Here is a 21,171-nt window from a genome sequence, read left to right on the forward strand (position 1 = left end):
CTAGAATCCCTGCGTGCGAAGGTCTGCGAGGACATCGTCGCCGTCGCGCAGCGCGATAGATCGCGTCCAGAAACGATGCCGGTCAGGCTTCAGCAAGAACACAAAGCCCTTGTCGTAAAGCCTGGTGATGCGTGTCACCGTCAAGCCAGAGCCGCGACGCTCGTACAGAAGATCGTCGAGACGATTGCGCAGCTCATCGGCGCCGGACCAATCGACTGAGCCGTCGCCGAAAGCGTAAGCTTTGCATATGGTGCCGGACCAGTGTTGGAATTCAACAGCGCGTAGGGGTTTGCGCGAATACACAGCATTGATCTGGTTCGTGAAAACCTCATCAAATGCATCGAGCGCCTCTGCAGGCGCCACTCGCATCACCGGCGCAGCTGTTCCTAGGCGAATGAAATCTCGCTGATGCGCGATTATGTCCTCGGCGATGATCCGCTCATTCTGGCTTAGATCCAGATCCTCATCTTCCGGATAAGGCAGGGCAAAGATATCGGCGCTCAGGATGGCTGTGGCGCGCTGTGTGAAGAGTCGCGCGCTGATACCGGCCACATAAGCACGCAGCACTGTGCCTTCCCGCTCAAGCCAGGTCTCGATGGCAGCGAGCTGAGGGAGATCCGCCTTTGGAGCGGCCAGACCCACGATCTCGTGCTTGTAGGTTAAGTAGTGCCCGTTCCAGAGACCATGATGCAGATTTTCATGTTCCTTGATCAGCAAGAAGGGGGGCGTGAACCGCCGCGCGGTCTTGGTGTCCTTGATCGGACGATCTGGCACCGTATCCAGGAAAATCGTGTCGAGGCCATTTTCCGAAAGCGCGCTGGTCGGCAGCAACGGCTTACCGATGAGATGGTCGGCCGGGCGAGAAATGCCCTTGAGCCCAGCAATGTATCCCTCACCGAAGTCCCAGTCTCGTTTCGCTGCAAATTCCTTGAGCGTCGGATACCCGCGCAACCGTTCGATTAGATCATGCACGCGGCTGCCGCCAAGCAGGTTGGCGCGCCAAACGTCTCGTGACCGTTCGGCATCGTCGTTCTTCAGCCAATGTAGGTCGTAATAATCGATGTCGAAGCCTTGCTCCGCCGTGGCCCGACCGTTGCGGCGAAATACCGCGTGGAGCAGGCGGCTGTCGGGGGCAGGCTTATCGGCCTCAGCAATGACCACCACGATCTTCGGGTCGGCCTCGCCCTTTTTGAACAGCCCGCGGACCGATACAAAATCCAGAATCTCCCGGACCCTCCATCGAGCGAAGAATGTCCGGCGGAGCGGCAGAGTGTGCTGATTGTAGAGAAAGCCCGCTGGCTCGACCATTGCCAGCACACCCTTTGGTGCCAGCATCTCCATCGCATCTTGCAGGAACAGATAGGCGAGCTGTTTGTCGGCCAGCGCGCCATGCTCTTTGATATAAGCAGAATAGCTTCGCTTTGCCCCGTCGGTCGTCAAAGACGATTCAAACGGCGGATTGCCGACGATTACCGCCACCGGGGCCGTAATCAGCCCGTTCGCCTTGGCGTCGAAAAAGCAGCTGTGGTGCAATGTCACGTCGGCGAGCGGCGGAAAGAGCTTCACGCTGGAGCGGATTTCTTCGGGTTGAAGCGCGTCGCAGAGGCTAAGGCAGAGGCTGAATGCGGCGAGTTCGACAGCGCCGTCCTCCAGATCGATGCCGTGCACGCGCTGGAGCAGCGGGCGCAGATCGTCGATACCGGGGCGCTCCCAGTCGTGGCGCCAGCGCCAGTGCAGGACTAGCCGCCGGTAGGCTTCGACCAGGAAAACGCCTGACCCGCAGGCGGGATCGAGGATAACGCCGTCCCCGGCCATGAGCGCGTCCAGTCGATCCCAACTTAGCGTCTCTTCCAGCATCAGCCGGACAAGAGCAGGCGGGGTGTAGATCGAACTAGACGCGTCCTTCACAAAGAGCTGGTAGATATTGCTGATCAGTTCGACCGGCAGGTCTCGGAAGGAATAAAGCCGCCAAAGGCTGAGCTGGCCCGTGCTGTCTTCATAGCCCTCCACGAGGCGTGCGTAGCGCGTCAGTTCTGTGCTGGCGGCCAACGCAGCGCGCTCTTCATCGGTCAATCTAAAGACATGACCGTTGAACCGCTCTTCAAGCGCCTCAAGCAGTCTGACCAGCGCCGCTCCGTCCCCTAGAACCTCGAAGAAACGGCTGGCGCCTTCGCTGGCTTTACCGAAATCTGCCGGCAGAAGAACGGATCGCTCTTCGAGATAGGCGATCAACAGAGACAGGATCAGCAAACGTCGGCGAAGCCGCGGGGCAAGAAGTTCTTGCTGCGTAAGCTGCTTGGCCAGCGCACGCACTTCCTCGACCAGAGTGCGGTGCGCTGCCTTCTGGGCCGAAAGCATGAGCTTGCAGGCGCCAGGATCATCCCAGATGGTGCCATTCTGAATGCGGGCGGCGTCCCACCATACGTCCTGCTCGGCGATCTTGGCCCCGATCAGCAGGGTTCGAATAGGCCGGCAGACCGGCACGTCACCCTGTCCCGCGAAGTCGGGCTCGTGGGCACAGCGGAACAGCTGAATGCTCCCGGGGACAGCGCGGTAGACCAGAGGTACACCTCCCCAGCTCCAGAGACGCTTGTGCAGTTCGGCGAAGTGAGCATCGTCCAGACCATCATTCGCATCGAAGATGAAAGCCTGTGGGACAGGCGCGCGCCCATTACGCTCCGCTTCGAAAAATACGGCACGCGCCCCGTAGGATTGAGCCTTCTCCATGATGGCGACTTCTTCAGGCGGCCGACCGCTGCGATCATAATTCTCGACCGCCACCAGGCCATCAATGATGGGCAGGCCACGGCCATCGCTGATCGAAAACAGCCAGTCCGCTGTTTCATGGGCGGCGCTCCCCGCCTCCAATGTCATAGCGGACACCGCAATATTGGTGCGGTGCGTGCTGGCCTGACCGATTGCATGATCATTTTTGCCGTTCTTTTTTGGAGAGCGCGTAACCCTCCTTGAGAAGATCGGTCATGCTGATCCCTTGAGCTACAGCAAACCCTTTGAATTCTTTCTTGAACTCCGCGTCAACTTTGAAGTTGAGGGAACTCCCTTTGCCGGACTCAGCGTCTACATCATTGGCGGGCGTAGCCGCTTGTCTTTTCGCCATCGAGCCCCCTTCATCTTCGCAGCCGACCCAGTCCGACCTTGATTTCTCCAAGAATCCCAGATTTCTGGTTTTCTTGCAACCCGGAAAGCCAGAAATCTGGAATTAGTTCCTTTTCGCCTTCAGTGCGGTATCGCCGATGAGTCTGGAGCTTGTATGCAGCTTTCGAGCGAGTGCCTCGACAAAGCCCTCGTACCGCTCCTTCCCTTGCGCCTGAGCAGCAGCATGCCCGCTGTCAGGAAGGGGAGGATTGGCGGTCAACCAGAACCGGACGAACAAGGCTAGGGCTTCGGTTGTGATCTCGGTCTGCTCATCGAGCCGTCGAAGATGCCGGTCGATGCGATCGAGGCGGCGGCTGAGTGCGGCTTCGAGTTGCTCCGGATTGTCAGGCGACATGAATGAGCGAAGCGCGGCTTCGACGATATCCGGCTGGCCCACCCGCCTGCGCGATGCGAACTCGGCAAGCTGGTCGATCACGTCGGGAGGCAAGCGGAAGGTGCGTTTGAGCTTCACATGTCGATCCCGTCACCCAGATCGAGCGAGGCTTGCCGGGCGCTGCGCTCCATTGTCCGGCGGATCCGTTCGCTATTGGCAGCTGCCTGATCGTCTTCGACACCATCGGCATCGGAAAATTCGAACTCGGCCGTCGGAGTCTTTGGCTTGGCGACGACCTCAACATGCTCGGGCAATTCCGGTTCGCGCCGCAATCCGCCGTTGGCGGAATCGAGTTTGCGCCGATGTTCTGCGGCCAAGTCGGGGTCGGCTTCGATCGGTGGAAGCGCACTCCAGTCGTCGGACGAGCGAGTATCCTTCGCTTGGCCGCAATTGGTCGGTGCCTTGACCACACGGGCCTGAAGCCGGCGATCCGTGTAGTAGCGCGCCTTCTTCGCCTTGATCGGCGGAACGCCGGACATCAACACGACCTCATCGGTCTCGGGTAGTTGCAGAACCTCGCCTGGAGTCAGGAGTGCCCGCGCGGTTTCCGAACGCGAGATCATCAGGTGGCCGAGCCAAGGTGACAGACGATGCCCGGCATAGTTCTTCATCGAGCGCTGCTCGGTTGTTGTCCCCAGCGATTCCGACACGCGCTTCGCAGTGCGCTCGTCGTTGGTCGCAAAGGCCACCCGGACATGGCAATTGTCGAGGATGGCGTTGTTCTGGCCGTAGGCGCGCTCGATCTGGTTGAGGGACTGCGCGATCAGGAAGGCCTTGAGGCCATAGCCCGCCATGAATGCTAGCGCGCTCTCGAAGAAGTCTAGGCGGCCCAAAGCCGGGAATTCGTCGAGCATCAGCAGGACGCGCTGGCGCTTGGTCTTGGGATCGAACTCTTCGGTCAATCGCCGACCGATCTGGTTGAGGATCAGCCGGATCAGCGGCTTGGTCCGGCTTATGTCGGATGGCGGAACCACCAGATAGAGCGAAGCCGGAGGACCCTCAACCAGATCGGCGATCCGCCAATCGGAATGGCTGGTGACCTTGGCGATCACAGGGTCTCGGTAAAGGCCGAGGAAAGACATTGCGGTCGACAGTACGCCGGAGCGCTCATTGTCGGACTTGTTGAGCAATTCGCGCGCCGCGCTGGCGACCACCCGGTGCGGTCCGGCCTCACCCAGATGCGGCGTATCCATCATCGCGTAGAGCGTGTTCTCGATCGTCTCGTCGGGGTTGGAGAGGAAGGCGGCGACGCCGGCGAGCGACTTGTCGGGGCAGGCATAGAGGACATGGAGGATCGCGCCGACCAGCAGGGCATGGCTGGTCTTTTCCCAGTGGTTGCGCTTTTCGAGGCTGCCTTCCGGATCGACCAGGATGTCGGCGATGTTCTGGACGTCGCGCACCTCGTTGATGCCGCGGCGCACTTCGAGCAGCGGGTTGTAGCCAGCAGAGTCGAGGCTGGTCGGATCGAAGCGTAGGGTACGGCTGAAGGTGCTGCGGAAGCCCGCGGTGATGTCCCAGTTCTCGCCCTTGATGTCGTGAACGATGGCCGAGCCCGGCCAAGTGAGCAGGCTTGGAATGACGAGGCCGACACCCTTGCCCGAACGGGTCGGCGCGAAGCACAGCACATGTTCGGCGCCGTCGTGGCGCAGGTAGTTGTTGTTGAACTGGCCGAGTACCACCCCGCTGTCGGCAAACAGACCTGCCTTGCGGATATCCTCGCGGGTCGCCCAGCGCGCGGTTCCGTAGGTGTTGGCGTTCCGGTTCTCGCGGCCGCGCCAGACCGACATGGCGATGGCGACCACTATCGCGACGAAGCCGCCTGATGTCGCGATCATCCCGCCCTTGTCGAAGATGTGCGGCGCATAGGCATCGAAGGAGAACCACCACCAGAAGAGGTCATAGGGCCGGTAGACTGGATGGCCGAAAGCCGTGAACCAGGGTGTGCCCAGCTCGGGCTGGAAGCCGAGCGCCGAGGCTGTCCACTGGGTAGCCGCCCAGACGCTGATCAGGATAATCAGGAACACGGCCAGCACCTGGCCCCAGAGGATCTTCGCTGCGGACAATGATCTTGCTCCTTCCCGTTTCGGAAAGGCATGTCGGTGCGGCAAACGCGCAATTGCAAGGCCCGCGCGGCAGTGATCGCAGACTGGCGGAAGATCGGAAGGGGTGGCGAGATCGCCCGGCTGACAGCTGCGCCGATCGCCGTGGCTTTAAGAACATAAATAGAACGAATATTGTTGGCGCCTTGCCGATTCGGCTTCAGCACAGGAATGATCATCATGCAGCACGATGTGGCGCTGCGCGAAGCTGCGCGCGCGATCTACGAGAGCGTTTATCCGGGCGAGGAATGGACATCTGTCCCGTTCGACGTGGCCGAGCGGTTCGGCACGGTCCATTATCGCAATGCCGTTGATGCCGCGTTTAGGGCCAATGCCTGCCTCAACGGCGACGCCACGCACCAGCTGCTGCTGATCTGAGCGCCATGAAGGTCCGGATCAGCGATACCGAACTCGCCCGCTGTATCGCGGTGGGTCTCGCGGTCACCGGCAAGCGCGGACAGAGCAAGGACGCCGAGGTCAGCATCCTGCGCCAGCTCGGGCGTTACGATGTGTTCCGCGACGCCGATGCCGCCGAAGCCATGTCCAGCAAGGTGCCACTGTTCGCCGACGACTATGGGGTGTCGCGCGCTGGCGACGCGTTCGAACGGGAAGTGGCCGAACGCAACGCCCGGCGCGGCGATTTCAACTGGCCGCTCAAGATCGACCGGCAGGGTTGAGGGTCAAATCTCGATCCCGCGTGAGCGTCCGAGCCTCCACTCGATCCCGCCACCCGATTGCGATGCGCCGCTGACATATTGTCCTAGGTGCCGGTCGAGCTGCTTCGACCAGGGCACAAGCGAGAAGCCGAGGCCATCGTCGATCATCGCATAGCGACCCGATGCGAGCCGGATTCGTCCGCGATAGACGCCCGACACCTCACCGCTCGGCCTTCCCGGGCGATAGGGCAGATTGTGCTCGCGGGAGAGCGCGGACCCCGCTTCGGCCAGGTCGCGATCGCGCAGTGTGCCGAGCAGATTGCGGGAGAGCACGAAGTGGTTGCCTTGCCGTTTCGCGAGACCCTCGGCTTCGAGATACTCCAGTCGCCGCGTCTTGGCTGCGTCGATCTCGACGCCGAACCCGGCACCGAGCGCCAGCGGCTCAGTGGCGACGAGCTGCTTGTCGAGCCAGGTCGATCCCCGCGCAGTCTGCTGACCGACTAGATCGAGATCGGAATGGGTCCAGAGCGATGATTGCTCGCGGCCGCGCCGGTCGGTCCAGATGCTGAGTTCGACGATCGCGCCGGGCGCGGCATCGCCGGTCAGGTCGATGTCACTAAACTTGTGATGATGCACCCGCCCGTCGGCGCCATCGATCACGGCATAGGCCTCGCCAGTCAGCTCGTTGTGCAGCCCGCGCTCGACCAGTCGCCCGATAACCGGCTCCGGCGCGGCTCCATCGTGCAAAGCGAACCGTCCGGTCTCGGCAGCAAGGCCCCGGCCGGTCATCGCCCGGTGTATCGTCTTGATGACGTCGCCCCTGACCGCCAACTCGCGGAGGAATTGTTCGAGCCCTGGCTTCAGTCGCCAGCACCCGGGCGCGATCCTGTCGGCAAGTTCCATGCGCTCGAGTTTGGTGGCGCGGCCGATGAGGTGTTGGTTGCCAGGGTTCGCAGTCCGCTGCAGATCGGGGCGCAGATCGACCACGCCGCCAAGATCGTCGGCCATGCGCTGGAGGCGGCGATCGAGGCTGGTCCAGCGGTCGGCATCGATCTCGCGCATGAAGGCTCGCTCGACCTCGCGTTCACTGCGTGGTCCAAGCTCAAGCGAAATGCGCGCTTCCGCGCGACTACGCATTCCTTCGCGGATGTAGTCCTTGTCGATCACCAGGTCGCGGCCATCGTCGGCCTTGCCTCTGACCAGGATGTGGATGTGGGGATTGTCGGTGTTCCAGTGATCGACTGCAACCCAGTCGAGCCGGGTGCCGAGATCCTTTTCCATATCCGTCAGCAGTTCGCGCGTGAAGGTCCGGACGTCGTCAAGCTCACCTGCATCTTCGGGCGAGACGATGAAGCGGAAGTGATGCCGGTCATCGGCGCAGCGTTCGGCGAAGAGCTTGCCATCGACCGGTTCGGGATCGTCACCGAACAGTTCGGCCTCTTTCCCGTCCCGGGTAACGCCGTCGCGTTTGAGATAGGTCAGGTGCTGGGCGAGCGGCGCTGCGGCGAAGCGCGATCCCCGGTGCCGCACGACGCGCGCCTTGACAATGACACGGCGATGGCTGGCGCGAGTGGTTGCTCGCAGGTTGGCAATCCGGCCTCGCGCCAGTCGGCCGGTGCCCCGCCTGGCACCCGAGCTGCCAGATCGACCGCTGTGTCCGGCCCGGTTGGACAAGGCGCGAAGCTGCGCCTTGAGAGTGCGCGCTTTGCGCTGACCAGAGGCGCGGTCACGTATGCGTCCCGGTTTGATCTCGAAGTCGTCGTCGCTCATGGGAGGATGCGGCGCGGAATGGCGGCTGGCTCTGCGCACGGCGGAATTGCGCGCATTCTCCTGAAGGGAGCCAGTCGTGGTACGAAGCGGCTGGCTTTGGAAAGCTCACAAATCTGCGCCCTCACACCCCGGCAGCTGGCTCCGCTTTTATCTTGCCATCCTCCTGAACCTTCCCCTCCTGCAACCGACTTTCCGCACAATCCTACGCCAATCCACGCCATGACGCGCCAGAAGGACAACGGGGCGATCACTGCCGACGGCTCCCCGAAACGGGCGCGAAGAGGCCGTTCAACGGGGCAGACGAAGCGGGAACGGAGGTCGGCGGCGCGGCGGCAGCGAAGCTGCCGGATGCGTCGGCTGGGGCATCCGCGCGCACAGCGAAAAGCTGGCCTTGTGTCCAGGATAGGCGAACCGGCTGCACGGGCGATGCGCTGGCAACGACTGTTGCCGCGCCGCCTGCTTGCAGCATCGGTGCGATCTTGGCGACATAGGCGCGGGTCTCGGCGGGAAGCGGGCGACCGCGATCGCGCCAGTCTTCATATCGCCCACCGCCAGCGTTGTACGCAGCAAGGAAGCCAGGGATACCGTAGCTGTCATACAGTTCGCGAAGGTAGGACGCACCCGCAATGATGTTGTCGCGCGGATCGAACGGGTCAGGACCAAGCCCGAACCGGGCGCGCTGGCGCGCCCAGGTTCCGGGCATGAGTTGCATCAGGCCCACCGCTCCCGCTGACGAAACCGCGCCAATTCGGCCGGCGCTTTCGGTACGCATCACGGCGTAGATCCATTGCACTGGAATACCGAAGCGCTGCGATGCCTCGGCGACATGCGCAGCTATGTCGACAGTGCGCGGCTGCGCCTGTTCGGCAGCGGCCTGCCCGGAGGCAGGCGCGTTACCGAACAGGGCAGCTGCGAGGAACGCGGCAAAGCCAAAGCTATTCCTGCACATCGGCTCAATCCGCCTTGTCGTGCCGGGACGGGCGCGACCAGACCAGGACGTGGCCGGTGCCGTCGTCGTGGAACAGGTTGGCTCGCAGTGGCTGGACGAATGCCGGGTCGTCGATCTGGAGTGCGACGTAGTCGCCCGCCTTTTCGCCTGTGCGTTTCCAACCCGCGCCGATCTCTCGCGCCTCGTCGCCGTCGCCGACAATCGCCCGGTAATCGGGCGCGTTCTCGTTGTCGGACGGTTCGGTGGCGAGCAGCACCACGCCGATGTCGAGCGTCAGTGTCGTGATGTGTCCGGAAAATCCGCCTTCGGCGTTCACAAAATATCCGATCTTCATGGTTCAGTCTCCTTCGGTTGTTGAACTGGTGGGTTGGTTCGAACGGGGATCGGCGAACCATTGATGGTCGCCATTGCCCGTTTCATCAGTCCAGACCGGCGTCGCGCGGCCGATCACGTCGGCCATGCGCAGCACGCCGAAATAGCGGCCATCGAAACTGTCGGGCGCTGCCGGGTTCATCACGAACAGCTCGCCGGTGCGCAGCACATGGCAGCCCGACCAGACTGGAAGCGGGCGGCCGAGACGGTCGCGCGCACGCGCTGCGCCGACATATTGGCCGTCAATCATGATGCCATGCGCGAAGCGGCAGACGCGCTGGCCGCGCACAGCGGCGATGCGCTTCAGCAGCGGGACGGTGCTCGGGAGGTAGTGTCGCTCGGCGAGCAGGTGGCGCAGTTCTGGCGGCGGTTCGATGGCGACCCGCTCGCCGACGTGCAGGCTTTCCTTGCCGCGGATGGCGTAAAGCCCGGTCGGCACGGAGGCTGACGCATTCCACACCGCGTAGCGCGAGACCGGAACGGTCAGCGTCGCGAGTGTGGCGGCTACAACGACGCCAGCGATGGTGAAGCTTCGCCGGCTCATGGCAAAAGCGCCTTGCGCTGGAGCCAGGCGCGATGGCGCGCGGGGCTGTAGCCGCGTGGCACTTCGCGCCCGGAAAGCCGGTTGTGGATGTGCCGCCAATGATCGGGCGCGACATCGCAAGGGTCGATGCCTGACGCTTCGATCGCATCGATCAGGCGAAAGACTTGGGCTACCTTCGGCCAGCCATGAACGCTGAGCAGCAGATCGCCGCCGGGATCGACCTGGGGCACCGGAACGCAAGGGGCCGTCCCTGCGACGGCACGGACGATGTCGAGCGTCGAACGGACGGTGCCATAATCATTGGATGCCCAGCGTACCAAGCCAAAAACCTGGCCTGCCGCGTAGCTTTCGATGCGCTGACGGCGGTCGACGATCCGCTCGGCAATCGGCTTGCCGAACTTGAGCCAGTCCTCTTGGCTGCCTTCGCGCCAGACCAGCGTCACATGGGTCAGCGACGGGTCGTCACTTACCCTCGTTTCGGCAGGCTTGCGCGGTGGTGCGGCGCTGTCTGTCCACAAGCGATCTGACGTTAGCAAGAATCCGAAGGATTCTTTGTTAGCTAAGTTAAGCGCGAATTTCGGCGCAGATTTCTGCGGGTTTGAAGGCCATTCCGGTTCCCGATAGTCCGAACTTTCGGTTCCTGATCGTCCGAGTCCGGCGGTTCCTGATAGTCCGTGCTGCATCACGACATATCCACAGGGCGCAGGCCGACGCGCCGCATGGCCGCGTCGAACGGATCGGCAGGGATCGAAACAAAGTTCAGTCGTTCACGGCCCAGCGCATGTTCGATGGTGAGTTGGTATCCGGGCAGAGCCTGGCGCCGCACGATATCGCGCAGCTCGAACGCGAAGCGTTTGGGCGGCGAGAGCGCGCCGGACTTCATATGGAGGTGCTGGAAGTCGAAGCTCCAGCCACCGCGCTGCTTGCCGCCGTGCTTGCGCACGAGGCGGTAGAGCCAGCGTTCAAGCCCGCCGGTCAGCGCGAAATAGTTGGGGTCGATGGTCAGCACGAGCGCCTGGTCGACCACGCCTTCGTAGAACCAGTCGGGGATGATCATCTCGATCCCGAGCGCGCGGCCCGAGCCGTCGAGGCGCTCCTTCCATTCGTTGATCCAGGAAAAGCGGTGTCGCCGCCGCGCGTCGCGCTGGCGGATCGAGGTTGCGATCGTGGTCGATTGAAGCCGGTCGAGCCCAGCTTTCAGTCGTTCATAGCTCGCCTTGCCGGTGCCGCGCCGGGTGAACGCGAGGATCTCGTGCGGGGTAGCGGCGATCAACCGCGAGGTCGGGCGGCCCATATCGCGTGCTTCGACGATCTGGCTGGCGACCCAGATGAGCACGTCGGCGTCCCAGATGGTCGCCATGCCGTGTTCGGCGGTCGCCTCGACCAGGATTGAGACCTCGCCCATGCGGAAGTCGATCGGGCGCACCCGCTTCGACTTGGCGAGGCTGAAGAATGGCCAGGCCATCAGGTCCTGCGCGTCGCGCGCGGCGATGTCGCTGCCTGCGCTGACGAACAGGTCAAGTTGCGCAGACTTCGCTGAAAAGGTGGACAAGTGGCGCATGGGTGCCCCTCAGCGCCGCACCGGCGGAGTATAGCCATCGAGCCGCTTGGCCGGATGGACTACGCCCTTGCCGGGATCGCTGGTCGACCGACGCAGGCCCTGCTCGGCCCAAGCGTCGAGGTCCGTAACCAAGTAGACGATGCGACCGCCGAGTTTGCGGTAGACCGGGCCGGTCCCAAAGCAGCGGTGCTTTTCGAGCGTGCGGGCAGACAGTCCTAGATGTACGGCGGCGTCAGGTGTCCGCAGGAAACGGGCAGTCACAGGGGTCGGTCTGGCATCCATCGCAAGGCTCCGGCGAAGTGTGGCAACGGCAGCGGGCTGTCGCTGGGGTTCGCGAGCTTTGGCGTGGCAAGGGCGTGCCGCCGGAGTGACAAAATGCGCGGTGGCATTTCTGACACCCCTGCCGCCCGGGCAGCGGCGTCAGCGGTGAAGCAGCAGTTTGCGATAGCCGACAGAGACGATGCGGCGTGCATCTGCGATCAGACGGAGGACGTGCCGCCGCTCGCCCGAACCTTTCCAGATTGCTCCAGTAAGTGGGCGGTGGCCCCGGAAAACGAAGCCGAAGGCGAGGTCGCGCGAAGAGGCGCCAGCCTCCAGCGCATCGTGGATGCTCAGTAGCTGAGCGTAACGCGCACGCTGATATCTGGTGGGAGTTGCGCTCCTGTCGAGTGAATGGCCGCCGCTACGCGTCGCCCGCTGAAGGCGGGCAGCGGCGGCGAGCCGCAAGGCGCACGCCGGATCGAATGGGATAGAGAACGATGGAACACTCAATGAAGGCGCTCGGCGCACGCACAGGCGCAGCCGTGCGGTGCCATGAGCGATGACGAGATGGTGCTCTGCGTCCGTCGCGGCTTCGACCAGGGGTTCAGCGCCGGGCGGAAGTGGAATTGCGCGCACCAGATCCGCGGCTTCGATGACTACGACATCGGGTGCGGCCTCCGGTGACCATAGGGCGGGGTTCTCGCGCGGATTTGCCAGTGGATCCGAGGGGAAAGCTCAAGCCCCAACGCCGGGCGAGGCCCTCCTGATCTTCCAGTGAGGTGTGCGGAAATTGGGCCGCGCGAAACATGGTTTCGTCATGATCGCAGCGATAGTCCGGATTTCGATTCAGGAATTCCTGCGCAAAATCCGCATAGTCATGATGTCGATACTGATCCGCGGTCGGAGGTGACCGCCAAGACGAACCACCGGACATATGGACCCCGCAAAGCACAGGCGAGAATGTCAGATGGCAAGTCTTTGTTCAGTATAGATAACTCGGAAGTAGCCAAGTTCGCGGAACGCTATGCCGACAGATGAGGTAAGGTGGCGATTCTAATAAGGGAAATTCCGCGTTGATTGACCAGGACTTCACGCCTCGCGGGACTTCTCCAGAAGATGCCTATAGCCGTGTGTCGTCATCCACCGTGCCCGATTGAGATGACTTTCGTAAACTTTCTGCGCGCGATCAGGGTGTGCTGCGGGGTCCAACCCGAAAACGATTGTCGCGACCTCCTGCCATGCGGCCCCTTCCGCTTCGGCGTCAAGCACTCGCAAATACGTCACAAAATGGCGCTCGTCATATGCCGTGACTCGCTCGCTGGCTGGCGGGTTATCGTCAAATGGTGGTGTCGTCATGGGTCGAGCCATTGATTCGACTCCGTTCACGTCGTTTTACACTTAGCACGAAAGTTGCTCCACATTGGCGAAAACTTGGCTTCTACCCATAACGGGAGGCCGACGTGCCAGTGAGGGAATAACCAACCGACGCCGTCCAACGCGAGGACTGCCATACCGGTCAAATTTCCGCGTATTATAATACGTAGAACGGAGATACGCGACCGGTTTCTAAGCTTCGGATGGATATCCGCAAGCTTTTCGGCGCCAATGTTCGTTACTACCGCCTCTCTGCGGGACTCAGCCAGGAAGCCGTGGCGGAGCGCATGGGTGTCGACCGCGCGTATGTCAGCATGATCGAGCGCGGGGGCCAGAATGCCACGCTCCTCTCTGTCCACGAGGCGGCGCAGGCACTCGGCGTAAAGCCCGCCGATCTGTTGACGGATCCGCCTGCCGGAAGCGACACTTGAACAGGCCAAAGCCCCGCTCGGCAGGTGCCGGGCGGGGCTGGCTTGGCGGTCAGTCGCCGTTAGTGCGGCGAGCGCGCGACCAGATCAGATTGTAGCTCTTGCCGTCTTCGTCGTCGAACAGGTTGGCGAAGATCGGTGCGGTGAAGCTGGGATCGTCGAGCTTGACCGAGAGGTATTCGCGGCCTTCGTTCGAGGACTTGGTCCAGGCGGCGCCGATTTCCGCGCGGCCAACGAAGACCCGGTGTGACGGTGCGTTTTCGTTGTCGCTGGCTTCAGGGACAATGCGGACGTTCTTCTGCTGCACCGACATGGTGACGATCTCGCCCTTGTATTCGTTACCGGTCTTGGTGAAAGTTCCGATGTTGGCCATGATGCATTCCTTCAAGTTGGTCGAACCCGCGCCCATCGCGGCCTCGATGGCTGGTTGAAGGCAGGGGCTTGTGCCCGCTGCACCGGAACGGCCGGAACGCAGTGGAGGACGGCGACCAGACGGCTTTCTTGCCTCGCGAGGAATGGGCGGAACGCCCAGGGGAAGAAAGTCGGCGCAGACGGCGTTGCAGCAAGGGATCAAGCGGCGAAGCCATCCCCTGCCAACCCAAGCCATTGAAGAGGCGGCAACGGGCTCGGGTCACACTTGACCGGGAGCCATGGCACTTTTCGGACTTCCCAGACCGGGCTGCAATCAGGAGGGTGTCGTCACGCGGCGCGCTTGCAGGTTGTCATCGCGGCCCCCGACATCGGCAACGGGATGCGTACCCTCGGATATGATCGTGATCCGCGCATTCGGCTCGCCACGGCCCCAGCCTCGCGTTGGCCGCGAATTCTGGGTTCAGTTCGGCCCCGAACACCGCCCAGACCCACCACACCCGGAGCGAGAATGGCGGAGCTTGCCACCTGATCGCAGCGCCTGCCTCGTGACGGCCGAACTGACCATGCCAACCCCGCCCGGCACCTGCCGGGCGGGGCTTGAATAGTGACGGAGCTAGAGACGAACGCGGCTCCACTGTGCCCAGGATGCCGCCGCGATAATTGCAGCGCCGAAAAGTGAGACGGCAATCTGCCATCCGCTTGTCGGCATGGTCGCCGCCGCGATGCCGTGGACGGCGTGGTAACCCGCAACGGCTGCCGGCGCAGCAAACGCGATACCGATCGCCGCCCGGGTCATGTCGGACTTGGCAAACGCCAGCGCCAGTTGCGCGACAGCTAGCAGGATGATCGCAGCAACGGCTGCGGCGGCGATCGCAGCGACAATGCCGCTGCCCCCTCGGTAGGTGATGGAACCGGCGAGAAAGGCCACGAACAGCGGCAGGGCGTAGATCGAGAGGCGGAAAAGCAGCGCGCAGCACATGAAAACCGCGACGATTATTAGGGTAAGGCCGATCAGCATGGCGTCCTCCTTGAAGCCAAGGGCAAGGGACGCGCTCTCCTCCTCCACCGCAGCGCAATGTGCAGGAAATCCATAGCAGAAATGCGCGATGGCTGGAATACCCGATGGGCATCCAGCCATGCGGCGCAGCGCGATTTGGCGCAGTCAGGGATTGAACGGGTCATATTCGCGAACGATGCTGTCAGTATCGCCATCGAATTCAGATGTCGGAACGGCGGCGTAGCCGTTACCGGCGTGGAACAGGGTGATGCATACCATCAGGGTGCGGGCGAGGCTCCAGGCGTGACGCTGTGCGATGGTGAGTGACATGTTCGAGCTCCTGTCTAGGAGCAGGGACCATCCCCGCTCGACAGGCCCCGGACAGACGGCGCAAAGCCGCAATCACCACGGAGGCGCAGACGTAGTGGCCGCACGCGCAGCGTAGCGGACCCTTTACGGGTTGATTGAAGGAGGCTTGGGGTCGGCCAACGGATTGGCCTTTGAGAGTGGGGTGGTTGCTGAAACTCAGATAGAGATTTCATCCCGCCATTGAACGCACTGCCAGCCAACTGGCCAACTAGCTTACGCAGCTACCAATGCGGATCGTCCGAAAGGGCTGTAATTCGCCTTTCCGACAAATTCACCGATGAGAGTGCCTCGTTCGGCGCCCAATCCGCCACGCTATGGCCGATCTTGAACCAAGGCAGTCTTTCGCACCGTCGCCTGAATTTGGGGGGCAAGCCGATATCCGCCCATGGGTTTTCGAATAGGACGAGGCCTTTTTCGAAGCAAATGATGGCAGCGGCATAGTAGCACTTTGCTTCCCCCGTCAGGCGGAATCTACCGTCATGCCCCATCGTGATCTTTCTTGGGTTCCCTTCCTCAAGGATTGGAGCGCCCTTCCAGCCATAGAACGCGTTCCATATTGCGCCAGAGGTGAGGCCGATATTACCCGAAACGATAGGAATGGTTTGTTCTAGCAGAGTGTGGGTCATCGGCCCGAAATAGCTCAGATCCAACCACAGGACCGACGGCACGTTGTGTCGGCGTTGCTTCTCTCCCTGCTTGACTGCGCACAACTTGCTGATGACGTTTGCCTGCACGGAATCAAATTTGTGGCCCCGCCTCGGAACGCCGCCGGGATGAAGCTCGACGGTCGCAAAGGCTATTGTGCCGCTGCCATAATCTTCCGTCCTGCGCTCAATCCCCGGCACTTCGCTACCATCTGCAAGAAGCTGTCGTAACTGCGTTTGCGCACAGTCTTCATGCTTGGCGTGGACTTCAACTGTAACTGATCCGTCATCGGCATCCACTTCAAAATCGGGCGTTGCGCCACGCTTGCTGCTTGGAGCTAGTGGGCGGACGAGCAGGCCAGCTTCCGTCATTCCACCAAGTGCGCGAAGTTCCGCTAAGGCAGCCGCCGCGTCAGATATATTGGTTAGATTTACTGCACGATCGAGCGTGTTACGCATCTCATGTTGCAAGTCGACCGAACGACCAACCACATCGAGCGAACGACGTGTCAGGAAGTCAACGGCGCTCGCCGCTCCGAACAGGACGCTCCATGCGGGATGGCGGTCACCCGCATACAACGGCGCATTCTTTACAAGCTCTAGCTGCTGGGCAGAGAAAATCGGTTCAATGCTCATGACGAGGCGATAGTGTATTGCCTTTTCCTGCACCACTCGAATTTGATTTATCTTTCACCGAGCTGCTAGCGCCGGTCATTCGATCGCCCAAACTGAAATCCCCAGCTTGCGTGCCTTGTCGACGAGATTTGCATTGATGCCGTTGCCCGGGCAGGCGACCACGGCCTTGGGAAGTGTCTCGAGCATCTGGTCGTTCCGGCGGAACGGTGCCGCCTTCTTGAACCGATCCCAGTCGGGCCGGAACGCGACATGTACGATCTTACGATTCCGAGCCCAGAGTGATGCGATATGCTCACCGCCGGTCGGATTTCCGCCGTGGAACAGGACCATGTCGGGGTATTTCGCGAGAACCTTGTCGAGCACGGCCCAGATGCGTTGGTGATCCTGATAGGCGGGACCTGAGGTGAATGCGATCCGCGTGCCGACCGGCAGCAGTGGTTCGGTCTCGGATCGGCGCTTGGCGGCAAGGAAATCCCGGCTGTCGATCATGGCCGCGGTCATGGTGCGATGGTTGATGAGTGATCCGGCACGCGGAGTCCAGGCCTTGCGGAAATGCGTTTCGAACTGGTCGGAGGCGGCTTCGCGCATGAACTCCATCGCGTTGCGGCGTTCGATCAGGCCGATGCCTTCGTTGATCAGCCGTTCGAGCTCGACCGACTTGACCTCGGAACCGTCCTGTTCGCGCTGCCCGCGCCTTTGCGCATCTTCGTTGTCGTCGAGTTCGCGTTGGATACGGCCCTCGGCTCGGTGGAAGAGGTTGGCGAGCGACCAGCACAGGTCTTCAAGATCGGGTTCGATTCTGGTGTCGATCATGGTCGCGATCAGCGCATCGAACATATCGGCGACGGCGCCGCTTGCGTTGCGTTCGTCGGGAAGTGGCCGCGGGTCGGCTTCGTCCGAGAAGGGGCGATGGCCGTAGAGGGCCATTTCATCGAGGAGATGGGCGGTGGGTGACATTTCGTGTTCGGGTTCGAATGGCTCGGACATGATCGCGGTCCTTGCGGATCTGAGCCGGGCACCTCGCCCGGCCTTCCGGCGATCCCTCTGACCGGCTGGGGTGCGGGCGCATCTGCAAGGCCGCAGCGAAGCGGAGGATGGCGGGCGGCGGCTATTTTGGTTCGCGATGGAACGGCGCGGGCAACGCGCCGCCGGAAAATAGTCGCCGCACCGCCATTGCGACCGCGCCGCAGCCGGTCTCTTGGATCGCCCTTAGAGAAGGCCGGGTGGGTCCGGCATGATCGCACGGGCCTGCCCATACCGGGGGCCATCATCCCGATCCCGTCTCGGACCAGCTTAGCGGCGATGAAATCGCGACCGGTCGGTCTCGTGCAATTGATCGACGATCCGCTCGCCCAGAAGCGATGGTCCATGCAGGCGCAAGTCGTCGTTGAAGTCGCCCAGCGCAGGCATGAGCGAGAGCAGTTCGATCCCCGCCGCGGATGCCCGCTCGGTCAGGATTGAAAACGCCGCGTCTCCGGCCGCATCGCGGTCGCGGGCAACGTAAAGGCGGCGCAGCACTGGCGGGAACTGAATGGCGGCCAAGTGCGACGAGGAGGTGGCTGCGGCCGTTGGCAAGTTCGGCAAGACCTCGCGCAAGGACAGCATGGTCTCGATGCCCTCGCCGGCGGCCAAGACATCCTGCGCCTGCCCGAACCGGATTGCATGCCCAAGGATATTTCCCATTGCCCGGCGCGGCGATGCGACTGCGGCTTTCATGATGCCGGACGCACCGAGCCAGGTGCGATGCGTGCCGGTCTGGGAGCCGTCATCGTCGGTGACCGAAGCAATCAGAGCCGCAAATGCGCCAGGCGTTCCGGGCACATCGTCGTCATTGGAGCGATAGTAGCAACGGGGATGGAACCGCAGAGCTGGCAAGTCCGCAAGGTGCGTGATGCCGCGCGATTGCAGGTAAGTCGCCGCCAGCGTGCCGATGATCGGCTTCGAGGCTGCGAAGAGTCGTCGTGCAGCCGTTGGCGACCCTGCGCGCGCCGGTGGACCGGACGAGTGCTTCTGCTGTTCGACGTCAGCCGATGGCGGCAGCGACAGGAAGCGTTCGGCCTCGTCGATGGTATCGGCAAGCCGCCCGTGGCGCTGGTTGAGCCGGATAAGGTCGATGAGGTCGCCATGTTCGCCGGTCGCCGCATCGACCCAGTTGCCGATCGCGCCGCGTTCAGTCTCGAAGAGCCGGACATAGAGGCTGCGTCCAGGCGCTCCGGCAACATCGCCGACCATCCAGTAGCGCCCCTCACGCCGTCCGGCGGGGAGGTAATGGCGGCAAACTCCTAACGCGTTCTGGGCGAGCCGTTCTGACAGGTCTGCTGCGCGCGTGGAAATCCTACCCATGTCAGGCCGCCTTGCGGTCAAGAACGCGCGCGAGCGGATGGCGTTCGAACAGACGTTCGAGCACCTGGCATCCTGCCACTGTGTCGTCAGGGACGAACAGCCTCAGCTTCCAACTGATGATCTCCGAGAAAAGCCCCATCGCTTTCAGCCGGTCGATCGCTGTCGGAGCAAACCCGGTCAGTTCTATGCGGTTCATCTGCATCAACCGCGAGCGGCGCAATTGCAGGCCATCGACGAGATCAAGCACCGAATGCCCCTCACGCATCAAAGCCAGCGCCTGCGGCGGCGTCAGTTCGGGCGCGTCAGTGCTGGCCGTGGCGCTCGCTGCCCATGCCGGGGATACTCTGCGCCCTACAATGCTCATGCCATCGTCGGTCTGGAGCCGGTAAACTCGGGTCGATTCTTCGGGGAGCCGTTTCCAGATCGGTAGAAGCAGCCCAGTCACGATGTGCAGTTCGCTTGTCGTGAACTCCTCGACCTGCGCCACCTCGGCCTGCCAGGTTGCCGCGAAGTCCCGCTCGTCCACTTCCGCCCAGGCTGTCTCGGGCAAATGGCTGAGTGCGAAGTTCAGCCGCTCCATCGGCCGGATCAGCCGGACCCGGCGTTCGACCTCGCCATCATCGAGCATCAGACTGCGAGCCGGAAGCTGCACGGCAGCGCGCTTCGAGCGGGAATTGACCAGAAGCCGCGCTCCCGGCTCGCGAAGCAGGTCGATCGCCTTTTCGAGCGTCAGCGGCTGGTTGCGCTCACGCATGGCGATCGTCAGCAGCCGGGTTTCGGCGCCGGTCGCGGGGTGGACATAGATCGGTTCGCTACTCGTGAGGGAGAAGCTGTCGGCAACCAGCGTTTCCAGCCCGACATCGTAGCTTCCCGACGCAATCGCACTCTCGACCTTGGCGCTGAGCAACTGCTCGAACACCGTGAACAGCACGTTCTGCATGGCGATTGTCAGCGCCAGCAGCCGGTTAAGGAAGGTCGTGATCGGCGGCAGGTCGTCCTTCAGGCACCCAGAGCCATCGGTCAGCGACAGCCCGGTCATGGCCTCGAAGGTCGCCAGCGAACAGTGCTCGACCTTGCCAGCATAGATGAGCAGATAGAACTGCCGCAGCGCTGCATGGGCATAGGGGCTTTCGAGATTGTCCTCTGGACGGAACAGCCCCTGGCCGCCGGTCTGGCGCTGCCCTCGGGTAATCGCGCCCAATGTGTCGAGCCGCCGCGCGATGGTCGAGAGGAAGCGTTTTTCGGCCTGAACGTCGGTGGCGACCGGCCGAAACAGCGGCGGTTGTGCCTGATTGGTGCGGTTGGTTCGCCCCAGCCCTTGGATCGCGGTATCGGCCTTCCAGCCTGCTTCGAGCAGGTAGTGGTGGCGGAGCCGCTGGTTCCGTGCGCCAAGATCGGCATGGTAGCTGCGTCCGGTGCCGCCGGCGTCGGAAAAGACCAGGATCGGCTTCTTGTCCTCCATGAACGCTTGCGCTTCGGCCAAGTTGGCATGGGCGGGCCGGTTCTCGACCACGAATCGCTCGCCGTGCGCGCCGACCTTGCGGACGATGCGGCGAGAACGCCCGGTCACTTCAGCGACCATGTCGGTGCCGAACCGCTGGACGATCTGGTCGAGAGCGCCTTGCACCGGCTCCATCGATGCCAGCTTCTCGATCAGGCGGTCGCGCCGCTCGATGGCTTCCCGGCACTCGATCACGTTCCCGGCATCGTCATAGGCAGGACGCGAGGCGAGATTGCCGTCGCCGTCGGTGTAGGTCTCGTGGAGCTGGACCGGGAAGCTGTGCGCCAAATAGTCGAGAACGTATTCGCGAGGAGTGACGTCGCAAGAAATGTCGTTCCATTCGCCCGGATCGATCTCGGCAAGGCGGCGGGAAAGCAGGGCTTCGCCGGTCGAGACAATTTGCACCACGGCGGCGTGGCCATCGGCAAGCCCCTGCTCGATCGCCCGGATCAGGGTCGGCGTCTTCATCGCGGTGATGAGGTGGTTGAAAAAGCGCTGCTTGGCGCTCTCGAATGCCGAACGGGCCGCCGATTTCGCCTGCCGGTTGAGCGTGCCCTCGCTGCTGCTCGTGACCCCGGATGCTTCGAGCGCCGCATCGAGGTTGTTATGGATGACCTGTTATCGCGAGGTCGCGGTAATGCGCAGGAACGCGGCGTAGCCACCGAATTCCCGTGATAGTGGGCGCAGTTGCTGCGCATTTTATTGGTTGCGAACCTCGGCGGTCCCTGGACCAGCTGAGGAGGCA

The 21,171-nt window shown here is 62.5% G+C and carries 24 protein-coding genes and 1 pseudogene; 4 read left to right on the forward strand and 21 right to left on the reverse strand.

Annotated elements, in window-relative coordinates; all coding sequences use genetic code 11:
* From EH199_RS18610 to EH199_RS18625, 4 genes are all read right to left on the reverse strand, one after another.
* Positions 1-2,874, reverse strand: coding sequence for a class I SAM-dependent DNA methyltransferase (locus EH199_RS18610; protein WP_124810688.1), 2,874 nt, complete (start codon positions 2,872-2,874; stop codon positions 1-3).
* A 52-nt stretch (positions 2,875-2,926) separates the two neighbouring features.
* A complete protein-coding gene (locus EH199_RS18615; RefSeq protein WP_124810689.1) occupies positions 2,927-3,118 on the reverse strand; it encodes a hypothetical protein in 192 nt (63 codons plus the stop codon).
* Between the two features lie 102 nt (positions 3,119-3,220).
* On the reverse strand, positions 3,221-3,628 hold the full coding sequence (locus tag EH199_RS18620) for a CopG family transcriptional regulator (protein WP_124810690.1): 408 nt from the start codon (positions 3,626-3,628) through the stop codon (positions 3,221-3,223).
* Positions 3,625-5,613: a conjugal transfer protein TraG gene (locus EH199_RS18625; RefSeq protein WP_124810691.1), complete on the reverse strand. Its 1,989-nt coding sequence runs from the start codon at positions 5,611-5,613 to the stop codon at positions 3,625-3,627. The genes EH199_RS18620 and EH199_RS18625 overlap by 4 nt, the downstream gene beginning before the upstream one ends.
* A 216-nt stretch (positions 5,614-5,829) precedes the next feature.
* On the opposite strand from EH199_RS18625, the gene EH199_RS18630 reads away from it, so the two are divergent.
* Both EH199_RS18630 and EH199_RS18635 read left to right on the forward strand, forming a co-directional pair.
* Positions 5,830-6,027 carry a hypothetical protein gene (locus EH199_RS18630; protein WP_124810692.1) on the forward strand — a complete coding sequence of 66 codons (198 nt, stop codon included), beginning with the start codon at positions 5,830-5,832 and terminating at the stop codon, positions 6,025-6,027.
* A gap of 5 nt (positions 6,028-6,032) precedes the next feature.
* Complete coding sequence (locus tag EH199_RS18635; RefSeq protein ID WP_124810693.1) at positions 6,033-6,326, forward strand: hypothetical protein; 294 nt, start codon at positions 6,033-6,035, stop codon at positions 6,324-6,326.
* Between the two features lie 3 nt (positions 6,327-6,329).
* Here the strand turns inward: EH199_RS18635 and EH199_RS18640 are convergent, their stop codons facing one another.
* The 8 genes from EH199_RS18640 to EH199_RS25105 all read right to left on the reverse strand — a co-directional run bounded on the left by EH199_RS18640 (position 6,330) and on the right by EH199_RS25105 (position 12,290).
* Positions 6,330-8,075: a DUF3363 domain-containing protein gene (locus tag EH199_RS18640; protein ID WP_124810694.1), complete on the reverse strand. Its 1,746-nt coding sequence runs from the start codon at positions 8,073-8,075 to the stop codon at positions 6,330-6,332.
* 247 nt (positions 8,076-8,322) lie between these two features.
* A complete protein-coding gene (locus EH199_RS18645) occupies positions 8,323-9,024 on the reverse strand; it encodes a lytic transglycosylase domain-containing protein (RefSeq protein WP_124810695.1) in 702 nt (233 codons plus the stop codon).
* Between the two features lie 4 nt (positions 9,025-9,028).
* Positions 9,029-9,358 carry a DUF736 domain-containing protein gene (locus tag EH199_RS18650; protein ID WP_124810696.1) on the reverse strand — a complete coding sequence of 110 codons (330 nt, stop codon included), beginning with the start codon at positions 9,356-9,358 and terminating at the stop codon, positions 9,029-9,031.
* A 3-nt stretch (positions 9,359-9,361) separates the two neighbouring features.
* Positions 9,362-9,940, reverse strand: a complete 579-nt coding sequence (locus EH199_RS18655) for a S26 family signal peptidase (RefSeq protein WP_124810697.1) — start codon at positions 9,938-9,940, stop codon at positions 9,362-9,364.
* Positions 9,937-10,623, reverse strand: coding sequence for a DUF2840 domain-containing protein (locus EH199_RS24770; RefSeq protein ID WP_223806764.1), 687 nt, complete (start codon positions 10,621-10,623; stop codon positions 9,937-9,939). The genes EH199_RS18655 and EH199_RS24770 overlap by 4 nt, the downstream gene beginning before the upstream one ends.
* Positions 10,623-11,501 carry a replication initiator protein A gene (locus EH199_RS18665; RefSeq protein ID WP_124810698.1) on the reverse strand — a complete coding sequence of 293 codons (879 nt, stop codon included), beginning with the start codon at positions 11,499-11,501 and terminating at the stop codon, positions 10,623-10,625. Before EH199_RS18665 ends, EH199_RS24770 begins: the two co-directional genes overlap by 1 nt.
* Positions 11,502-11,510: 9 nt before the next feature.
* Positions 11,511-11,783: an AlpA family transcriptional regulator gene (locus EH199_RS18670; protein ID WP_124810699.1), complete on the reverse strand. Its 273-nt coding sequence runs from the start codon at positions 11,781-11,783 to the stop codon at positions 11,511-11,513.
* 138 nt (positions 11,784-11,921) lie between these two features.
* Positions 11,922-12,290, reverse strand: coding sequence for a DUF2285 domain-containing protein (locus EH199_RS25105; protein ID WP_223806766.1), 369 nt, complete (start codon positions 12,288-12,290; stop codon positions 11,922-11,924).
* Between the two features lie 24 nt (positions 12,291-12,314).
* On the opposite strand from EH199_RS25105, the gene EH199_RS25000 reads away from it, so the two are divergent.
* Positions 12,315-12,446: a hypothetical protein gene (locus tag EH199_RS25000; protein WP_255420460.1), complete on the forward strand. Its 132-nt coding sequence runs from the start codon at positions 12,315-12,317 to the stop codon at positions 12,444-12,446.
* A gap of 46 nt (positions 12,447-12,492) precedes the next feature.
* Here EH199_RS25000 and EH199_RS25110 read toward each other — a convergent pair.
* Positions 12,493-12,696, reverse strand: a pseudogene (locus tag EH199_RS25110) (transcriptional regulator domain-containing protein); the annotation flags it as partial.
* Positions 12,697-12,851: 155 nt separating this feature from the next.
* Positions 12,852-13,118 (reverse strand): DNA -binding domain-containing protein, encoded by a 267-nt coding sequence (locus EH199_RS18680; RefSeq protein WP_124810710.1) that lies wholly within the window; start codon positions 13,116-13,118, stop codon positions 12,852-12,854.
* A 221-nt stretch (positions 13,119-13,339) separates the two neighbouring features.
* Between EH199_RS18680 and EH199_RS18685 the strand changes: the two genes are divergently transcribed.
* Positions 13,340-13,567 carry a helix-turn-helix domain-containing protein gene (locus EH199_RS18685; protein ID WP_124810700.1) on the forward strand — a complete coding sequence of 76 codons (228 nt, stop codon included), beginning with the start codon at positions 13,340-13,342 and terminating at the stop codon, positions 13,565-13,567.
* 49 nt (positions 13,568-13,616) lie between these two features.
* On the opposite strand, the gene EH199_RS18690 is transcribed toward EH199_RS18685, so the two are convergent.
* The 7 genes from EH199_RS18690 to EH199_RS18715 all read right to left on the reverse strand — a co-directional run bounded on the left by EH199_RS18690 (position 13,617) and on the right by EH199_RS18715 (position 20,894).
* Positions 13,617-13,937, reverse strand: coding sequence for a DUF736 domain-containing protein (locus tag EH199_RS18690; protein WP_124810701.1), 321 nt, complete (start codon positions 13,935-13,937; stop codon positions 13,617-13,619).
* Between the two features lie 612 nt (positions 13,938-14,549).
* Positions 14,550-14,954: a hypothetical protein gene (locus tag EH199_RS18695; RefSeq protein ID WP_124810702.1), complete on the reverse strand. Its 405-nt coding sequence runs from the start codon at positions 14,952-14,954 to the stop codon at positions 14,550-14,552.
* 144 nt (positions 14,955-15,098) lie between these two features.
* Positions 15,099-15,263: a hypothetical protein gene (locus EH199_RS24475; RefSeq protein WP_190287349.1), complete on the reverse strand. Its 165-nt coding sequence runs from the start codon at positions 15,261-15,263 to the stop codon at positions 15,099-15,101.
* A 260-nt stretch (positions 15,264-15,523) separates the two neighbouring features.
* Complete coding sequence (locus EH199_RS18700) at positions 15,524-16,582, reverse strand: hypothetical protein (protein ID WP_124810703.1); 1,059 nt, start codon at positions 16,580-16,582, stop codon at positions 15,524-15,526.
* 75 nt (positions 16,583-16,657) lie between these two features.
* Positions 16,658-17,569 carry a DUF2493 domain-containing protein gene (locus EH199_RS18705; RefSeq protein ID WP_124810704.1) on the reverse strand — a complete coding sequence of 304 codons (912 nt, stop codon included), beginning with the start codon at positions 17,567-17,569 and terminating at the stop codon, positions 16,658-16,660.
* Between the two features lie 306 nt (positions 17,570-17,875).
* Entirely contained in the window at positions 17,876-18,925 is a 1,050-nt protein-coding gene (locus EH199_RS18710; RefSeq protein ID WP_124810705.1) for a toprim domain-containing protein, read from the reverse strand.
* A 1-nt stretch (position 18,926) separates the two neighbouring features.
* Complete coding sequence (locus tag EH199_RS18715; RefSeq protein ID WP_223806765.1) at positions 18,927-20,894, reverse strand: strawberry notch C-terminal domain-containing protein; 1,968 nt, start codon at positions 20,892-20,894, stop codon at positions 18,927-18,929.
* Between the last annotated feature and the right edge of the window lie 277 nt (positions 20,895-21,171).

It is taken from the genome of Novosphingobium sp. LASN5T (assembly GCF_003856955.1).
GTDB lineage: Bacteria > Pseudomonadota > Alphaproteobacteria > Sphingomonadales > Sphingomonadaceae > Novosphingobium.